The sequence below is a fragment of the Pseudomonas azotoformans genome, assembly GCF_900103345.1.
Lineage (GTDB): Bacteria > Pseudomonadota > Gammaproteobacteria > Pseudomonadales > Pseudomonadaceae > Aquipseudomonas > Aquipseudomonas azotoformans.
Map to the genome: position 1 here is coordinate 1,304,976 of NZ_LT629702.1, position 17,122 is coordinate 1,322,097.

The following is a 17,122-nucleotide window of genomic DNA, read 5'->3' on the forward strand; positions in this document are numbered from 1 at the left end:
TTAGGTATCAGCGGCTCGATGCCGGCTCGGGCGCCGGTTCGAGTCCTACGGTGTCCCTCGACGCGATGCGCACCGAGGCACCGCTACGCAGGCGCAATTGGCCAGAAGTGACCACACGATCATTGGGCTGCACGCCCTCAAGCAAAACCACCCGGCCCGCCGAGCGTTCGCCGGTTTTCACGTAGACCTGGCGCACCGTGCTCGTCAATTGGGTGGGATCGCCTTGCACCACGTACACGAAGTCGCCGTAGGCGCTGTAGCTCACGGCCGTTTCCGGCACGCTGATGACGTCATGCCGGTCTGGCAAGTGCACTTCCCCGCGGGCGTACATACCCGGCGTCAGCAGGTTGCCCGGGTTGGGCAATGTGGCTTGCACCAACACGGTCCGGGTGCTTGGGTCGATGCGTGGCTCGATAGTGCTGACCAGCCCTTTGAACAACTGCCCAGGATGAGCATCGACCTGGACTGTCAGCACCTGTCCGGGTTTGAGTTGGGCCAGCGCTCGTTCGGGGACGGTGATATTGGCGTAGAGGGTTTGCAGGTCCGTCAGCGAAACCAATGGGTCGCCGGCTGTTACGAACTGGCCAAGGTTGACTTTGCGTACGCCCAGCACCCCGGTGAAAGGCGCCTTGATGCGTTTTTGATCGATCAACGCCTTGATCCTCACGATGTCGGCGAGCACCTGAGCGTAGGTGGATTGCACTTGGTCCAACTCTTCCTGTGTGGCCGCTTGCTGGGGCAGCAGGCGACGGGAGCGCTGCAGTTGGGCCTTGGCATTGGCGGCCTGGGCTTGCAGCCTGGCTAGCTCGCCTTGCTCCGGCGCATCGTTGAGCTGCACCAGGGTTTGTCCGGCTTTCACGTGCTCACCGGGTTGAAACTGGAGGGTTCGCACAAGGCCACTGCTCTCGGCGGTGACCATGACTTGGCGGGTGGCTTCCAGTTCGCCGATCCCCGCCAGCCTGTCGGGCATATCGGTTTGCGTAGCCGTTGCAACCGCCACCTGGATGGCCGGTGCCACTGCGGCGGAGGTCGCGCCTGCCGAGCGGGTGGCGTTGGTATACAGATACAGCGCAGCTGCGCCGCCGATGATCAGCACTGCGGCACCCGCAGCGCATACTTTGAGTTTTCTATTCATGATTCTTGCTACTGAGGTGGGAAATCAAGGTAAGAACCCGATGGGGTCCGACGGGGGAGCACTTAACCGGGCAGTGGGTGGGCATGGGGAAGTCGGGCTTTTGCGGCAAGCAGTACCAGCACGGCACCGATCACCAGGAAGACGGTCAGCGCGATCAGCACGCCGCAGGCCAGGCCCATCGAGTCCACCAGCAGCCCCAGCGGAATGGGGACGGCGTTGAACAGGTAGATCGTGGTGTAGAAATACGCCACCAACTTGGCGTGGCAGTGCGCGGGCGCAAGCTGGTTGATCAGCCTTGCGCTGCCCACGAAAATCGCCCCATAGGCATAGCCCGCCACCCCCAGGCCGAATCCGGCCAGGATCAGCGAGTGGGCATTGAATGCTGCCAGCAGCAATAACAGCGCTGCACATTGCGCGATCAGCCCGGAGCGCAATGCGCGGGGGGCTTCGAGCCGTCGGCAGAGCAACTGGCTGGCGCCGGCGATCAGCAGATACACCGCCATGCAATAGCCGAACAGGCCGCGATCACCCAGGCCCAATTGCTGCTCGGCAGCACCGGGGCCCATCACGAAGATGCATGCGGCCAGCGACCAACTGAAGAACACCGACCACGCGCACAGGTGAAAGGGGCGGCCGATACCGCGCAGGCCTTCTCGCAGGCTTGAGCTTGCGTGGGGATGATCGAGGGAGGGTAGCGACCCGTTCCTCGGCCACAGCGCCAACGCACCGGCACCCGTGCCGGCAATGGCGGCCATGATCAGCCAGAAGGGCAGGCTCGCCGGGTTCAGGTCCAGTTGTAGCGCCACGCCGCTGAGAATCGGGCCGAGTGCGAGCCCGGTGATCATCGCCAGGGTGGCCAGAGTCGCTGCCAATTTACCGTTATCCCGGGGGCCGAACCTGACGAGCGAGACATTGACGCTGGTGGTCATGATGCCGGCGCCGAGCCCGGCGATCATGCGCGCTACACACAGTGCTAAAAGGGAGTCGCACAGGGCACAGAGCCAGGCGCCGAACATCACCAGCGCGATGGCCGGCACCAGTAAAAAGCGTTGCTCCTTGATGCGCCCGGCGACACCCGCCAAGACAATCAGGGCGGCCAACACGCCAATGCCGTAGGCACCGAAGATGTACGTCAAGTCGACTGAACTGAGTTGCAGATGCTCTTTGTACAGGGGGTAGAGTGGCGTGGGCGCACTGCTGTTCATCAGCGCAACGACCAATGACAGCGCGAGGAAAAGCAACAGACCTGTTGATCCGTGCTGTGTGCTTTTGGCGGACATGAGTCTCCCTGCCCAGTGCTCAGGGCTTTGTCGAAGATGGGTTTTCAGTGGCGTCGTATGGGGGCTGTGCCCACTGACAAATGATACGGAGGGGCGCTACGGACACCATGCCCGAAACCCCAGGCTTCATTTGTCATCGTCCAGGGATTGCGATCAGCGGGAGGGATGACCGGGCGGGTGTGAACCACGCCGCCCGGTTGGATCGGTTTACCAGTAGCGAGGTTGTGGCAGTACACGGGCAGGTTGTTTTACGCCTGCCGCACTGTTAAAGGCGAAGGCTGGATAAGCGCTCCAGTTGAATGCCGGATAGCTCGCTACCGGCTTGTTCCAGGCGACGGGTGCGACCGGCGCGACAGGGTAAGCAGGATAAGAAGGATACGAAGCGGCCGGGCGATTGATCACGATGCCAATACCATTCTGGCCGACCGTGGCGTTGCCCGAAGTGCCGCCAGTGATAATGCTGCCAGGCTGCAGTTTGCCACTCACGCCGGTATTGCCGCCCAAGCGAATCGGGCCCTGGGTGTCCAGGTTGCCGACCAGGCTCAAGGAGCCGCCATTGCGCAGCACGCCTTTATTACTGATGTCGCCCGATATCGCCAGTGCCTGCTTGGCCTCCAGCACACCGGTAGACGCAATCTGGACTTTGCCGTCGGCGGTGACCTTCAAGTTGCCGGTCAGGGCATTGACCTTGCCTTCCACGTTCACGCCCACGCCGGCGGACTGGCCGAGCAAGCGAATCGAGTCCGCGTGCATGCTGCCCAGTTGAGCGACGTCAATCGCGATATCCGCTGTTCCATCAGCGCCAAGGCGCTTGAGCACAGTAGTAGGGTCAGCCGCATCAACTTCACCCTTCAATGCCACGGCGTTGAGCTTCTTGGCTTGCAGCTGTGCATTGATCTGCAGGGTACGGGAAACCAGGTCGACTTCATTGGCGCCGGACGCATCCAGGCCAGCACCTTCTACGCGAATACGGCCGTGGTCAGTCTGCAACCTGGCGACTTGGCCGTTGGCATCCAGCACGGCCGTGCCCGCGACCAGGGACACCCGGTTGGCGTTGATGAAGCCGGCGCCGCTGGCGGTGATGCCGTTGGGGTTGGCGATGATCACGCGGGCACTGGGCCCTGCAACCTCGATCAGCCCATTGATACTCGAAGCGGTTTTACCGGTGACTTCATTGAGAATCACGCCGGCAGATGTCCCATTGAGCAGGCTGTTACCGCCAATGGCCCCGCCCAGGGTGGTTTGGGCACCGGTGGTGCTGTTGTTGAGGATCAACCCGGCAGCCCCGACATTGAACTCGGTGAACCGGTTGTGGGAAACACCTGCGCCGTTCGGCGCGGCGATGTTGACCACCGGCGTGTCGTTGATCTGCGACAGCATGGCGTTGTGCGTAGCACCCGCGTCCAGCGTCAGGCCTGGTTGCGCTTGTGCGTTTTGTTGCAGCACAGGCAGGCTGCCCATTAATGCGAGGGCCAGCAAAGTACGTGTTGATGGGCGCCTGGAGGGTTTGATCATTGGGTTCATACAGACCTCGATAGTTGGAGAAAAAAGGCGTCCCGCAACGGTGGCCGCGGGCGCCGGGTCAGTGCACTGGGTGGCACTGGAGCTCCCATCCATGGGAGGGAACGGGGTAGCCTAAAAGCGGCTGCTCACTGAGAAGTCGAGGGTGGGCGTAGCGGCGAGGATGTCGTCCGTGGCCTTGATCGGTGTGCCCAGTGCCAGGTCATAACCAAAGCGACCGACGCTGCCGCGCATGCCGATGGCTGCACCGACCAGTTGCTGTTGTCCGTGCCGCTGCCCGCCTATGGGGGACACGGCACCGGCATCCAGTGCGGTATACGCCTGGCTGCCACTGAAGATGGCGGCAGCGAGTTCGTTGCGCAGTGTCCAGCCCGTCGGTCCGGCCAGGGTGGTGTTGCCATCAAATCCGCGCACGGTATAGCGGCCGCCGATTTGCATGTATTCGGTCGACGGCACCGGAACCGGGGCGTATTGGTAGACCAGCGCGTTGTGGTAACCCAGGTGCATCGCGCCCAGCTCAAACGGGATCTCGAACGCCGCCCTGGCAGTAAACAGGTGATAGCGGCCGCTCCAGTCCTGCTGCTCGTAGACCGCTCCCGGGTACTTGCTCAGGCCGGGCAGGGAGCTGCGCATTGCCACTTGCGCCGTGAACTTGCCGAGCCCCAGGTTGGCGCGGTGGGTCAGGCCAAGCTCATAGCTGGTGATCTGCCGACGTAACTGCAGGAGTTCGGTCGAGGCCACCCACGAGCGATCTTCACGCTGAACCAATCGCGCATTGAATACACTTTTGCTGCGATTGGAACGACTCACCACGTAGTCGAAGCCGGCATCGACGCGTCGGGTTCGCGAGCTGAACGCAATACTGCGTCCACCGGCATCCTTGAATAGCGCTTGCTTGCTATTCCATTCGCTGGCACCGACGGAGAGCAGGCCATAGCCCATGGGCACGTTCCAGGACAGGCTCTTGGCGGAAGAGCCGTGAGTGTGGTTGCTGAAGTCTGTGTCGGTGCTGTAGGTCACCAGCAACTGATCGTAAAGCCCGGCCGGGGAGTCAATGGCGACGATGGCGCCCAACTGGTGGCGTCCCGTGGCGTCGATACCTGCGTTATCGGCAGTCAGCAAGCCAAATACCCGGCGCGTCTGTGGTGGTTGCTGAATGATCACGTCGCTTTCGCCCAGTCCCGCACCCGGAACCACATTCAGCGTCGTTCCTGCCTGACCCGGCAGGCGTCGCACATTTTCCAGCGCCTGGTCCAGGTCGCGCACATTCAGCAGTTGGCCTTTGGCTGCTGGAAAAACCAGGCCAGGCCAGCCGAGCGATTCAGGTTGCTGATGGATCTCGCCCATCTGCCCTGGAATGAGGTGGACGCTCAACTGGCCGGTACTCAGGTCTTGCGCCGGTATCAGCACCTGGGTGGTGATGTACCCGCGCGCCATCAGTTGCGCCGCCACCCAGCGGCGATAGACCGTCAAGCCTTCGCCGCCCACGCAACGCCCTACGATTGCGGGGGCACGTTCGAGCCAGTTGAAATCATCTGCGCCTTTCCAGTCCACGCTACGGATGACAAAACAGGGCGATTCTTCTGGCAACTCCAATGGATTGGCTGAGGGCAATGGCGTTGCGGAAAGCGCGCCTGAAGGTCCGAGCGCCTTGGCTTGCAAGCTTTTGAGCTGCTGGTCTTGCAGGCGCTGCGCGCTGGTGACGGTGTCGATGGGGCTGGCGGCGCGCGCGAGTTGAACGGTTGCACACAGGTATAGCGTCGCCACGTACAAGGTCGTGGCGAGGGAGGTGGGGAGGCCGAGTGTTCCGGGCGTTGACTTCATCCACCTATGCTAAGAACGCAGGGCACAGCAAAAAATAAGACGAAACTTCTGGGGTTTAGGAAGTTACGGATATTTCAGGGGAAGAGGTCGCACAGCCATGAGGATAAATCCTACGAAGCACCTAACGCCTCAAGGGTACACAAAGGAGGTTATCGTCACGCACGCTGTGCAGGCCTAGACTTCAAGCACGTTCTTCACTCGATTATTGAGAGTTAAAACATGCGCTTACGAGATCTTGGCATTGTGATCGGCACCGGTAAACCGGGCACCTTCAACGCCATCACCGACGTACCTGGTGTCCGTGTCGGCCACCACACGCTGAACGCCGAACAGGCAGGCAGCTCCGTGCACACCGGGGTGACCATCATCGAGCCGCGTGCGGTCGCCGCGCATCTGGAGCCGTGCTTTGCCGGCGTGCATATCTTGAATGGCAACGGGGATGCCACGGGGTTGGAGTGGATTCGTGAGGCGGGTTTACTGACCACGCCGATTGCCTATACCAATACTCATAGCGTCGGCGTGGTGCGCGACGCGCTGGTCGCTGCCGAACGGGAAATGGGCAAGCAGCACACCTATTGGTGCATGCCGGTGGTGCTCGAAACCTACGACGGCATCTTGAGTGATATCTGGGACCAACATGTCACTGCCGAGCATGTACAGGCTGCACTGCGTGACACTAAGAGCGGCCCGGTTCAGGAAGGCTGCGTGGGCGGCGGCACGGGCATGATCTGCCATGAATTCAAAGGCGGGATTGGCACCTCGTCGCGGGTGTTGAGCGCCGAGGAAGGTGGCTGGACGGTCGGTGCGCTGGTTCAGGCCAACTACGGCGTACGCGACGCACTGCGTGTGGCGGGCTACCCCGCGGGTACGGTACTCAAGGATGTGCCTTCGCCCTATGCCGGCGACGTGAATGTGGGGGTGCCGGGAATGGGGTCCATCGTGATCACGATTGCCACTGATGCACCCTTGCTGCCTCACCAATGCACGCGGTTGGCCCAGCGGGCAAGCATTGGATTGGCGCGTGTGGGGGGCGGCACCGAAGACGACAGTGGCGATATTTTCATCGCGTTTTCTGTGGGCAACACCGGCTTGCCAATCGCTAACCTGGGGCATCCCGGCGCGGCTACTACGGCGTTGCAGATGGTCAACAACGACTACATTTCCGCCCTGTTCGTGGCAGCGGCGGATGCGGTCGAAGAGGCGATCCTCAATGCAATGCTGGCTGCCGAAAATCTGCAGGGGCGAGGCAAACAAGCCCTTGCCTTGACGCCTGATCAGTTACTGACGGCTATGGAGAAAGTCGGCTGGGCACCTAAGCCATGATAATGCGCGAGGGTGAAAATACTCGTCACCTCTATGAAATGACGGCACTGTAAAGTGTTTAGAAGTAAGAAATATCGCACTTCGTTCGTGAAGTATCTGATGATTCAGGTGGTTAATGGCTATAGCTGAAGTGAAATGTCGGCTTTATAGTTGAATATGTTTTCGGAGCATCAATTTTTTTGATGTGTATGGAGCGAGTATTCACGGCTGCGTGGTTGTGTTCTCTTTGGTAAAGGCAAATAGGTGTGGTTTTGAAAGCGAGTGTTTTAGGCGTCGGGTTTTTGCTTTGTCTGTGCTCTGTTGAAGCGCTTGCTGTTGCGTGTGTGAGCTCGATGCCCGGAGCGACTGTTGCTGTCAATCTGCCGGCGACTATCAACTATGTCGGTGGACTTGAGCAAGGCCAATTTATCTCGTCAGGGTGGAGTGAAGTTGTGAGCTCCCTGGCGATTAAGTGTTCGCCTGATAGCTCAGGGGGCGGGGTGGTTATTTACGCAGAGTCGGTCGCTGAGCCTGTCGGAAAAACGATTCTGTTTAATGGAGTATCGTATGATATTTTCAGGACCGCTACCCCTGGTGTTGGTGTTATTGCTGAGGCAAGTGTCAATGGTACGTACTTCCCTTTAGTGAGAAATAAACCTATTCAATTGAGGTCGCTGACAATTACCACTCAGGATTACTATATCGGTATGCGTGCGCGCGTTCAGTTGGTTGCCTATACAGCTCTATCGTCGGGATCATTAAAATTTACGGGGCTTCCTGAACTGTATTCACAGTGGCAGGGATCTCCTACAGCGAGGCAGGCGGCAACGGCTCTTTCGGTATCGGGTACGGCCATTGAGGTGAAGAATAAAACCTGCAAACTCAGTATGCCTGCGATTGTGAAGTTGCCAAACGTCGATGTGTCGAGAATCCAGTCGATAAATAGCACAAGTGGTGATACATCTTTTACGATAGTCTCTGTGTGCGAGGATGCATTTGCTGATTATCAAGTCAATTATACGCTCACGGATGTAAATAACGTTGCCAATACTACCTCTGTTTTAAGTTTGGAAAAGCTGCCCAGTGCTGCTGCGGGTTTAGGGTTGCAGATACTTGATAACAATATGCCGTTGACGTTTTCTCCCTCAGACTCATTGACGGCCAGAAAACCATTGGGAAGTGTATCGAATTCACAGAGTATAATAAGCAAGCTGTTAACCGTGAGGTACGTTCGAACTAAATCAGTGGTAACTCCTGGAATTGTTAGAGCGGGCGCTGCGATAACGTTGTCTTATCAGTAGGCGAGAGGTTTTTACTCAATATTGCCTCGCGAGGCGTGTTGGAGTGCTTTTTAGTTGCTGCTGTATCGTAGGCGTGTGAGCGGAGTCGATTACAGAGCGCCTGACATGCCTGGCCCTGTTTGCGTGCACGTCCGGTGACACATCGTGGAGATTACTTCACGCCCTGGCCCAAAAGTCGATCTGACGCTCACAGTTCAGCCTTGTGCGTCACTCCTGAGCTTGCAGGAACAGCAAAAACAACTCGGACTGCGACTTGATGCCCAACTTGTTATAGAGGTGCCGGCGGTGCACTTTCACGGTCTCGGCAGAGATCGCCAGCTTGCGTGCGATCTCTTTGTTCGAGCAGCCGCTGAGCATCAACTGGGCCACCTCCGCTTCGCGCGTCGACAATGTCGAGCTGATGTTCAGCGTCGGGGCGTTCAGGCGCTCCTGCCAGTCCGCCACCGGTTCCGGCGCGTTCTTCAAGCCCTGTTCGTACAGGCAGCGTTGACGCATGAGGGCCGCGACCCAAGGTTGAATCAGCCCCAGCAACGCGATCTGTTGCTGCGTGAAACGGCTGCGGCTGCCCAGGGATAGGCTGAGCGTACGCTCCGGATCGAGTTGCACGTTGATGTGCACCTCGTCGGCAACCACGTTGAGGCGAAAGTAGCGTTGATAGTAGTCGGTCTGTTCAAAGCATTCGGGGGCAACGTCGTCCAGTTGAAACAGCCCGCTGGCCGGTGCTTCCCGGTTGGCCAGGTAAAAGGGGTCAAGCAGGTACAACCCCCTGAGGTAGTCCTGGAACAGCGAGTCGGGGCCGCCGTCCTCGCCTGGAGACTCCGCCAGTAGCTGTGGCCGGCCGGCGCTGAAGATCAGCACGACCCAGTTGTCCATCGGTACATACCGGTTGAGCAAGCGCGCCATGGAGGTCCAGAACGTTGGACGGTCGAGGGTCTCGATCAGCTTTCCGACCGAGCCATGCCAGGCCACATCCTGCAACGTCAGATTCATTTCACTACCCATTCGGGGGTACCCCATCGAAGTGATTTTTTGCCATGCAGACGCAGCCCATACTCGTTTCTAGCCCACGTTCATGCAGTACCCGCGTGGACTCAACCTTGCGCAAGGATCAACGATGAAGATTGAACTCATGCAGTTAGCCGGCCGCGATGGCGATACCGCTTATAACCTGAGACGCGCCTTGGATGCCATCGCCCACTGCGATGCAGATACCGACCTGCTGGTGTTTCCTGAAACCCACTTGATGGGCTTCGTCGGTGGCGAGCAATTGGCTAGGGTAGCTGAAACCCTGGAAGGCCCATCGCTGCGGGCTATCCAACAAGCCGTGTGCCAACGCAATGTCTCGGTGATCATCGGACTGGTCGAGAACGACGCAGGCGTGTTCTACAACACCTCGGTTTTGGTCACCCCTGAAGGTATCTCGTTGTGTTATCGCAAGACCCATTTGTGGCCTTCCGAACGCGGCGACATCCGCCCGGGCGACCGTTTCGTCACCACCCTGTGGAAAGGAGTGCGGGTTGGCATCCTGATCTGCTACGACATCGAGCTGCCGGAAACCGCCCGGGCTTTGGCTCAGTTGGGAGCCGAACTGATCATCGTCACCAACGGCAATATGGACCCGTATGGCCCTGTGCATCGCACTGCGATCATGGCCCGGGCACAGGAAAACCAGGTGTTCGCCGTAATGGTCAACCGAGCCGGCGAGGGCGACGACGGCCTGGTGTTTGCCGGAGGCAGTGCCGTTGTCGACCCATTTGGCCGTGTATTGCTGGAGGCCGAGCGCGACGAGGCCCGGCAAGTCATCACGCTGGACCTGGCACAAATCGCAGCCGCCCGAGCGGACTATCACTACCTCAACGATCGGCGCCTGCTGATGGCTGGCGAGCGTGTGGAGCATGCCGACGGGCGCCGCGAGTGGTTGATCAGCTGATTCATTCCAACACCATAAAAATAATCAATTGGCAGGCGTGACCGCTTGCCCAGGAGATCTCGATGCTTGGTACACGATGCGCGCCATGGTTCCTCGCTTTGTTCGTCAGCAGCGTTGCAGTCTGCGTCCATGCTGAAGAACCGAAGGTCAATATCTATAACTGGTACGACTTCATCGCCCCCGATACCTTGAAAAACTTTCAGGCGCAAACCGGCATCCAGTCCGCCTACGATGTGTTCGATAACAGTGAGGTCATGCAGAGCAAGCTCATGGCCGGGCGCAGCGGTTACGACGTGGTGGTGGCCACGGGAGATCTGTTGCCGAACCTGATCAAGGCCGGCGTGCTCAAAGCGTTGGATCGCTCTCAGCTGCCGAACCTGTCCCACCTCGACCCGGACATCCTGGCCAAACTCCAGAGCAACGATCCCGGCAACCGCTTCGCCGTTCCTTACCTGTGGGGCACCACGGGCATCGGCTATGACGTGGAGAAAGTCAAAACGCTGTTGGGCAGCACGGCGCCAGTCGACTCCTGGGACCTGATTTTCAAAGAGGAAAATCTCGCCAAGTTGGGTGACTGCGGAGTGGCGATGTTGGATGCACCGGGCGAGATTATTCCCATTGCCTTGCATTACCTCGGCCTGCCCTACAACAGCCAGAACCCGGACGATTACCTGAAGGCCCAGGCGTTGCTGCTCAAGCTTCGCCCGCATATCCGTTACTTCGACTCGTCGCGCTTTATCACCGATCTGGCCAACGGCAACATCTGCGCGGTGGTGGGGTGGGCTGGCGGCGTGATGGATGCCAAGAAAGCCGCTGACGCGGCTGGCAATGGCCGCCAGATTCAATACAGCATTCCCAAGGAGGGCGCGCCGGTGTGGGTCGAAAGTCTGGTATTGCTCAGCGATGCACCGAACCCGCAACAGGGACTGGCATTTATCGATTACATGCTGCGTCCGGCAGTGATTGCCGAGTCGTCCAACTACCTCAGTTATGCCAACGCGAATAAGGATGCCAGGAGCCTCGTTGATGCCAAGGTTCGTGACAATGCAGGGGTTTATCCTTCAAAGGCTGTTCTGGATACGTTGTTTCCGTTGGAGCCGCTACCGCTGAAGCTGGAGCGCGTACGTACGCGGATATGGAGCAAGGTTAAAAGCGGAACGTGATGGGGCTTTAGAGGCACGCAAGGCAGTGGGAAATTACAGGTGACCTGCGCGTTGGGCTGCGTCGAGCAGCCCGAACAAATGTGTGGTGTGAAACTTGTAGAGTAACCGTATCTTGTTGGCGCTGAAGGTTTTGTGGCTGAGGGATAAAATCCTGACAATACCCTGATGGTCATGGCCCTTTGTCGTGGATATTGTGGAGCGTCTTGTCACCAGACTTGATCGCAACTGATTGGCTCCTTCATGAGGGTCCCAGAGCTTCTGCCTCGCCGATGCCCTCAGTACAGGCAGGTTTGACTTAGTTGGCCTGCGAAGCGAGAGATTGCAACTTGTCCGCAAGGGAGTTGGTCGTTGGTAGCTTCTCTGATTCACATTTTCTGGTTGGAGTCGTGCGACGCAAAACGTTCCACCAGATATGCCTTCTTCGCGTGGCTGAGTTGCTTCAGTGTGCGTAGGCTATTTCGCAAGCGCTCAAGGAGCTGCCCATACGGCCGTGATGGGTGATCTCAGTCAGGTCTGGCCGGAGGGCTAACGGCTCCAGCAGTGAGCCTGCAGCCGCCAATCACTGGTAGCTCATGGTGAATGTGATTTCGGCATTCGCTGTGCCAGGGCTTACGTCCGACCCCTTAGCGGTTTGGATGTAGCGCGCGTTCAAAGGAATTGTGAAGTTTCCGCCTGTACTTGAATACTCACTAAATAATTTGGATTTGTTCAGTGCGATGGGGGTTAGATTGCTGTCAGTGAGTTGCAGGCCAATACCTTTCGCTGTTGAGTTTAGGTTAAGACTTATAATGCCTTGACCATCACTCTTTGAGGGGGACGATGCAAGAGGGGTGAGGGTATAACTGACGTTTTTGATGCCCGCTGGGCAATTATTAAGTTTAAGATTGAAAGAGATGGCTTTTTTCGACGGAGAACCATCCATGGGAATGTCCTCCAGTCGATGTTGGCCCATGTTTACATTGATGTTAGGAGTCTCGCACGAGCTCGGAACAAAGACTGTGTTGTTGATAAGTCGAAAGGTTGCTAACTTCAGCGTATCTGCAGTCAAGCTACCAGCATCGCCAGCTGGAATAGTGGCCCCGCTCGCTATGTTGCCGGTTTTTACAAACCGTATAGCCGATGGCTCTGCCTTAATCGTATAGCCTGTTCCATTAACGGGTAAGCTTGAACTGCCAAGTGCTTTCATAGGAGCCTTGGCGTAAATATACTGCCAGGATATGCCAGTGTTGCCTATAGGGAACTTGTCCGACCCGGTCGTCGCGCTTCCCAAATTGCTTTGTGCTCCCCAGGGTGCCGTAGTTCCGCATTGGAATTCGGTAGCATCAGTATGTTGGAACGCTGCGGATTCAAATAATGTAGTACCCAAAGGAATATCTCTAGGAAGATTAATTGTTTTGGGTAGGCTGACGCTCATGATCTGTGTTGTGGCGTTAGAGGTCTTGAAATTGCACATTGCGAGCGAGGGGTGGGGATTATTAAAATTAGAGCTACGACATGCCACTTAAATGCAAGAGGGTTTAGTGTTGTGTGGGATGCTGACATTTTTCCAATTTGGGGAGTGCTATTCATGGCTCAAGGAATCTTTGTAGATTAAGTGTTTAGGTTTGATGTAGTGGTTGATATTAAAAGTATGACGCTTTTCGTCTGGCATCTATCTGTATATTCGGTCATTTTTTCATTGAGCGCTGAAACTACAAATAACGGTTGGGGTGTGTAGTTGACTGTTGATGTCGGATAATTCGAGTATTTATAATGAGCTGAGAAAACCCGAATCATCTGATCGTCGATTGACTCCTTTGAAATCATGATCAATTGGCGCTCTACTGTGAATCAGATAAATCCTGCATCCAGAAGGAAAAATCTCTATGCGTCAAAAAACAATTGAATTCGTTGCCGATGAGATTCGATGCCCATTGCCCTTTGGTTAGGCGTGTCGCTAAAAAACGGGACCTATCGAGCGTCTCAATCGTTTGCGTCAGCAATTCGATAACTATGCTTGATATGGTTGATTTGACCAAACGGTTCGATGCCGGTTTGTGAGTCAAGTGAGAAGGTGCTTGCGCTACGGCGTTATTCGGGGGGGAAAGATGACACCTGAAAGTCTTTGTTCTGATTGTGCTTTAAGGGATTGTTTTATCGTAAATTGATCTGGCAAATCGCGGCTCGCCGCGGCACCTATTCCAAGTTGAATAAACGCAGTCTGCTGTACAAGGCCAAACGCAAGATCGAGTACTACAAAACTCAGACGCGGGCCAAGGTCGAGCATCCTTTTCGGCTGATCAAACGGCGGTTCGGTTATGTGAAGGTACGCTTTGGTGGGCTGATGAAAAGCCCGGCCCAGTTGACCGCACTGTTCGCCCTGTCGAACCTGTGGATGGCTCGAAAACAACTGATGGGTATGGGTGAATTGCGCAGTTAACACCGAAAGCCGGACAAAAACGCCCTCAATACCCGATGCACTGTTCGCTTCTCAGCAAATAGCGGGTCACTTCGAGAAAGTTGCGACTGACCGCCGGCACACGGCGAGTTGATCGGAGCATCCCTAAAAGCCCGACATGGGAGATCGCCCACGTTTTCGGGACGTTTGCACGAGAATCCCGGCGGTATCACGTCAGCGCAACTCCATGATCGGGTTGCGGTTCGTCAATACGTGCTCAGTGAGCAGTTTTAGTCGCCCGTGTTCCTCTGATGCACATTTTCTGGTTGGAGTCGGGCGACGCAAAACGTTCCACCAGCTATGCCTTCTTCGCGTGGCTGAGTTGCTTCAATGTGCGGTGGCTATGTCGCAAGCGCTCAAGAAGCTGCCCATACGGACGTGAGGGGTGATCTCAGTCAGGCCTGGCCGGAGGGCTAATGGCTCCGGCAGTGAGCCTGCAGCCGCCAATCACTGGTAGCTCATGGTGAATGTGATTTCGGCATTCGCTGTGCCAGGGCTTACGTCCGATCCCTTAGCGGTTTGGATGTAGCGCGCGTTCAAAGGAATTGTGAAGTTTCCGCCTGTACTTGAATACTCACTAAATAATTTGGCTTTGTTCAGTGCGATGGGGGTTAGATTGCTGTCAGTGAGTTGTAGGCCAATACCTTTCGCTGTTGAGTTTACGTTAAGACTTATAATGCCTTGACCATCACTCTTTGAGGGGGACGATGCAAGAGGGGTGAGGGTATAACTGACGTTCTTGATGCCCGCTGGGCAATTATTAAGTTTAAGATTGAAAGAGATGGCTTTTTTCGACGGGGAACCATCCCTAGGAATATCCTCCAGTCGATGTTGGCCCATGTTTACATTGATATTAGGAGTCTCGCACGAGCTCGGAACAAAGACTGTGTTGTTGATAAGTCGAAAGGTCGCTAACTTCAGCGTCTCTGCAGTCAAGCTACCAGCATCGCCAGCTGGAATAGTGGCCCCGTTCGCTATGTTGCCGGTCTTTATAAACCGTATAGCCGATGCATTTGGACTAAGCGTATAGCCTATTCCATTAAAGGGTAAGGTTGAACTGCCAAATGCTGTCATAGGGACCTTGGCGTAAATATACTGCCAGGATATGCCAGTGTTGCCTATAGGAAACTTGTCCGACCCGGTGGTCGTGCTTCCCAAATTGCTTTGTATTCCCCAGGGTACCGTAGTTCCGCAATAGAATTCGGTAGCATCAGTATGTTGGAATGCTGCGGATTCGAATAATGTCGTACCCAAAGGGATATCTCTAGGAAGATTAATTGTTTTGGGTAGGCTGACGCTCATGATCTGTGTTGTGGTGTTAGAGGTCTTGAAGTTGCACATTGCGAGCGACGGGGTGGGGGTTATTAAAATTAGAGCTACGATATGCCACTTAAATGCAAGAGGATTTAGTGTTGTGTGGGATGCTGATATTTTTCCAATTTGGGGAGTGCTATTCATGGCTCAAGGAACCTTTGCAGATTGAGTATTTAGGTTTGATGTGGTGGTTGATATTAAAAGTATGACACTTTTCGTCCGGCATCTATCTGTATATCCAGCCGTTTTTTCATTGAGCGCTGAAACTACAAGTAACGGGTGGGGTGTGTAATTGACTGTTGATGTCGGATAATTCGAGCATTTCTAATGAGCTGAGAAAACTCGCATCGTCTGATCGTCAATTGACTCCTTTGAAATCATGATCAATTGGCGCTCTACTGGGAATCAGAAAAATCCTACGCCCAGAAGGAAAAATCTCTATGCGTCAAAAAAACAATTGAATTCGTTGCCGATGAGATCCGATGCCGATTGCCCTTTGGTTAGGCGTGCCGCTAAAAACGGGACCTATCGAGCGTCTCAATCGTTTGCGTCAGTAATTCGATAACCATGATTGATATGGTTGACTTGACCAAAGGGTTCGACATAGGCACATGCGGTGGGCGGTATATTTTTTGTACAGCCTCCGGAAAGGTGTTGTGAGTGCTCAGCCCCTGCGGTACCCGCCAGTCCATGCTTTTTATAAGCCAAAGTTATCGAGTGGTTCATCGAGGCCTTTAAGGTCACGGTCCAGTGTGGATGCCGGTTTGTGAGTCAAGTGAGAAAGCACTTGCGCTATGGCGTAATTCTGAGAAAAAGATAACACCCGAAAATCTTTGTTCTGGTTGTGCTTTAAGGAATTGTTTTAAAGTTGTTTTGAGCGCCTGAGCCGTCGCTGAAAGAGGGCTGCTTGGCAATATAAACCCAATATCTCTTATTGTTACTCGGGCACGTATGGGTCTGTAGTGGGATTTTTTCGCGGAGTCAGGATAAGTAAGTGCCAGAGCGGGTAGAACCGAAACGCAGTCGTTTTGTTCCAATATTTCCAGGGTTAAAGGGGTTCTGGCTACTTCGTACGTGAAGTGTGCAATAACTCCGCCTGTGGGGAATTGCCTATCTATCAGCCTGCGTATACCTGATCCTTGCGCTAATGCAACTACGTCAAATGAAGCAATATCAGACCACTCGATTTTCTCCTTCTGAGCAAGTGGATGATCGGCTCGACATACAAAATGTAATACGTCTTGTATTGCCGGCTCAAGTTCTACGCCGCCGTCGTTTTCAAACCATCCATAGCATGACGTCAAATATGCCCTTCCAATGTAGCAATCCACTGGAAGTGAATTGAACTACATGCTTTGTGGACAGGCAGAAATGATCATCCGAACAGCCTGCCAGACGACGCCTAAAGACTCTCAGGGTCGCCAAAAAACATTTTGACTGGGCTCTAGGACGGTATTTTCAGGCAGAAAAACTTCAAATATGCCCCCAATGTTGCCCCCACTTGAACCGGGCGTGCGAGCGATCGCGACTGGCGATTTTCTGACAGAGATCCAGTTGGATTCGGATGGCTATCAGTGGATCTCCACATTACGTTGGATTGTTTGGCCTCGGTTTTGTCCCGCATCGGCACGTGAGGTTCTATGTCCTTTTCCTCCACCATCCAGGCCAACATCGGCGCTGTACCGTACTCGGTATCGCCGATGAGGCGTTGCGGCTTGATGTCGAACTGCGCTTCAACCCGATCGATCACGTCTTGGTGCTCTCGATGTTGGCGCTGATGCGATTTTGACCCAAGCCGCCGGAAGTCATTGACCCATTCGAATACTCGGCAATCATGACCTTGCTTGGGATTCCAGAGGCTGTAAATGGGTCAGATAAATCAGTAACCTGCGTCAAAATCGCATCCAGATACCGG

At 55.6% G+C, this 17,122-nt stretch carries 12 protein-coding genes and 2 pseudogenes; 5 read left to right on the forward strand and 9 right to left on the reverse strand.

All coding sequences use genetic code 11. The features are described 5' to 3' along the window. Positions 1 to 7 precede the first annotated feature (7 nt). From BLR69_RS05440 to BLR69_RS05455, 4 genes are all read right to left on the reverse strand, one after another. Positions 8 to 1,135 (reverse strand): efflux RND transporter periplasmic adaptor subunit, encoded by a 1,128-nt coding sequence (locus BLR69_RS05440; protein WP_071495719.1) that lies wholly within the window; start codon positions 1,133 to 1,135, stop codon positions 8 to 10. Positions 1,136 to 1,197: 62 nt separating this feature from the next. Beyond that, positions 1,198 to 2,415: an MFS transporter gene (locus BLR69_RS05445; RefSeq protein WP_071495718.1), complete on the reverse strand. Its 1,218-nt coding sequence runs from the start codon at positions 2,413 to 2,415 to the stop codon at positions 1,198 to 1,200. A gap of 207 nt (positions 2,416 to 2,622) precedes the next feature. After that, entirely contained in the window at positions 2,623 to 3,876 is a 1,254-nt protein-coding gene (locus BLR69_RS05450) for a filamentous hemagglutinin N-terminal domain-containing protein (protein WP_071495717.1), read from the reverse strand. 174 nt (positions 3,877 to 4,050) lie between these two features. Further along, positions 4,051 to 5,703: a ShlB/FhaC/HecB family hemolysin secretion/activation protein gene (locus BLR69_RS05455; protein ID WP_166794303.1), complete on the reverse strand. Its 1,653-nt coding sequence runs from the start codon at positions 5,701 to 5,703 to the stop codon at positions 4,051 to 4,053. A gap of 276 nt (positions 5,704 to 5,979) precedes the next feature. Here BLR69_RS05455 and BLR69_RS05460 point away from each other — a divergent pair, with 276 nt between their 5' ends. Then, positions 5,980 to 7,083 carry a DmpA family aminopeptidase gene (locus tag BLR69_RS05460; RefSeq protein WP_071495715.1) on the forward strand — a complete coding sequence of 368 codons (1,104 nt, stop codon included), beginning with the start codon at positions 5,980 to 5,982 and terminating at the stop codon, positions 7,081 to 7,083. A 251-nt stretch (positions 7,084 to 7,334) separates the two neighbouring features. Further along, positions 7,335 to 8,363, forward strand: coding sequence for a fimbrial protein (locus BLR69_RS05465; RefSeq protein WP_134434914.1), 1,029 nt, complete (start codon positions 7,335 to 7,337; stop codon positions 8,361 to 8,363). Between the two features lie 207 nt (positions 8,364 to 8,570). Here the strand turns inward: BLR69_RS05465 and BLR69_RS05470 are convergent, their stop codons facing one another. After that, positions 8,571 to 9,353 carry a helix-turn-helix transcriptional regulator gene (locus tag BLR69_RS05470; RefSeq protein ID WP_071495714.1) on the reverse strand — a complete coding sequence of 261 codons (783 nt, stop codon included), beginning with the start codon at positions 9,351 to 9,353 and terminating at the stop codon, positions 8,571 to 8,573. A gap of 124 nt (positions 9,354 to 9,477) precedes the next feature. Here BLR69_RS05470 and BLR69_RS05475 point away from each other — a divergent pair, with 124 nt between their 5' ends. Both BLR69_RS05475 and BLR69_RS05480 read left to right on the forward strand, forming a co-directional pair. Next, positions 9,478 to 10,293, forward strand: a complete 816-nt coding sequence (locus tag BLR69_RS05475; RefSeq protein ID WP_071495713.1) for a carbon-nitrogen hydrolase family protein — start codon at positions 9,478 to 9,480, stop codon at positions 10,291 to 10,293. Between the two features lie 62 nt (positions 10,294 to 10,355). Then, positions 10,356 to 11,456 (forward strand): polyamine ABC transporter substrate-binding protein, encoded by a 1,101-nt coding sequence (locus BLR69_RS05480; RefSeq protein ID WP_071495712.1) that lies wholly within the window; start codon positions 10,356 to 10,358, stop codon positions 11,454 to 11,456. A 559-nt stretch (positions 11,457 to 12,015) separates the two neighbouring features. Here BLR69_RS05480 and BLR69_RS05485 read toward each other — a convergent pair. Then, the gene (locus BLR69_RS05485) at positions 12,016 to 12,870 is read right to left on the reverse strand and encodes a fimbrial protein (RefSeq protein WP_166794301.1); all 855 of its coding nucleotides are present in this window, start codon (positions 12,868 to 12,870) and stop codon (positions 12,016 to 12,018) included. Positions 12,871 to 13,593: 723 nt separating this feature from the next. On the opposite strand from BLR69_RS05485, the pseudogene BLR69_RS05490 reads away from it, so the two are divergent. Further along, positions 13,594 to 13,875, forward strand: a pseudogene (locus BLR69_RS05490) (transposase); the annotation flags it as partial. A gap of 465 nt (positions 13,876 to 14,340) precedes the next feature. Here the strand turns inward: BLR69_RS05490 and BLR69_RS05495 are convergent. The 3 genes and pseudogenes from BLR69_RS05495 to BLR69_RS30700 all read right to left on the reverse strand — a co-directional run. Beyond that, positions 14,341 to 15,351, reverse strand: a complete 1,011-nt coding sequence (locus tag BLR69_RS05495; protein ID WP_083365777.1) for a fimbrial protein — start codon at positions 15,349 to 15,351, stop codon at positions 14,341 to 14,343. A 596-nt stretch (positions 15,352 to 15,947) separates the two neighbouring features. Continuing rightward, entirely contained in the window at positions 15,948 to 16,511 is a 564-nt protein-coding gene (locus tag BLR69_RS05500) for a LysR substrate-binding domain-containing protein (protein ID WP_076955251.1), read from the reverse strand. Between the two features lie 260 nt (positions 16,512 to 16,771). After that, positions 16,772 to 16,983, reverse strand: a pseudogene (locus BLR69_RS30700) (IS5/IS1182 family transposase); the annotation flags it as partial. Positions 16,984 to 17,122 lie beyond the last annotated feature (139 nt).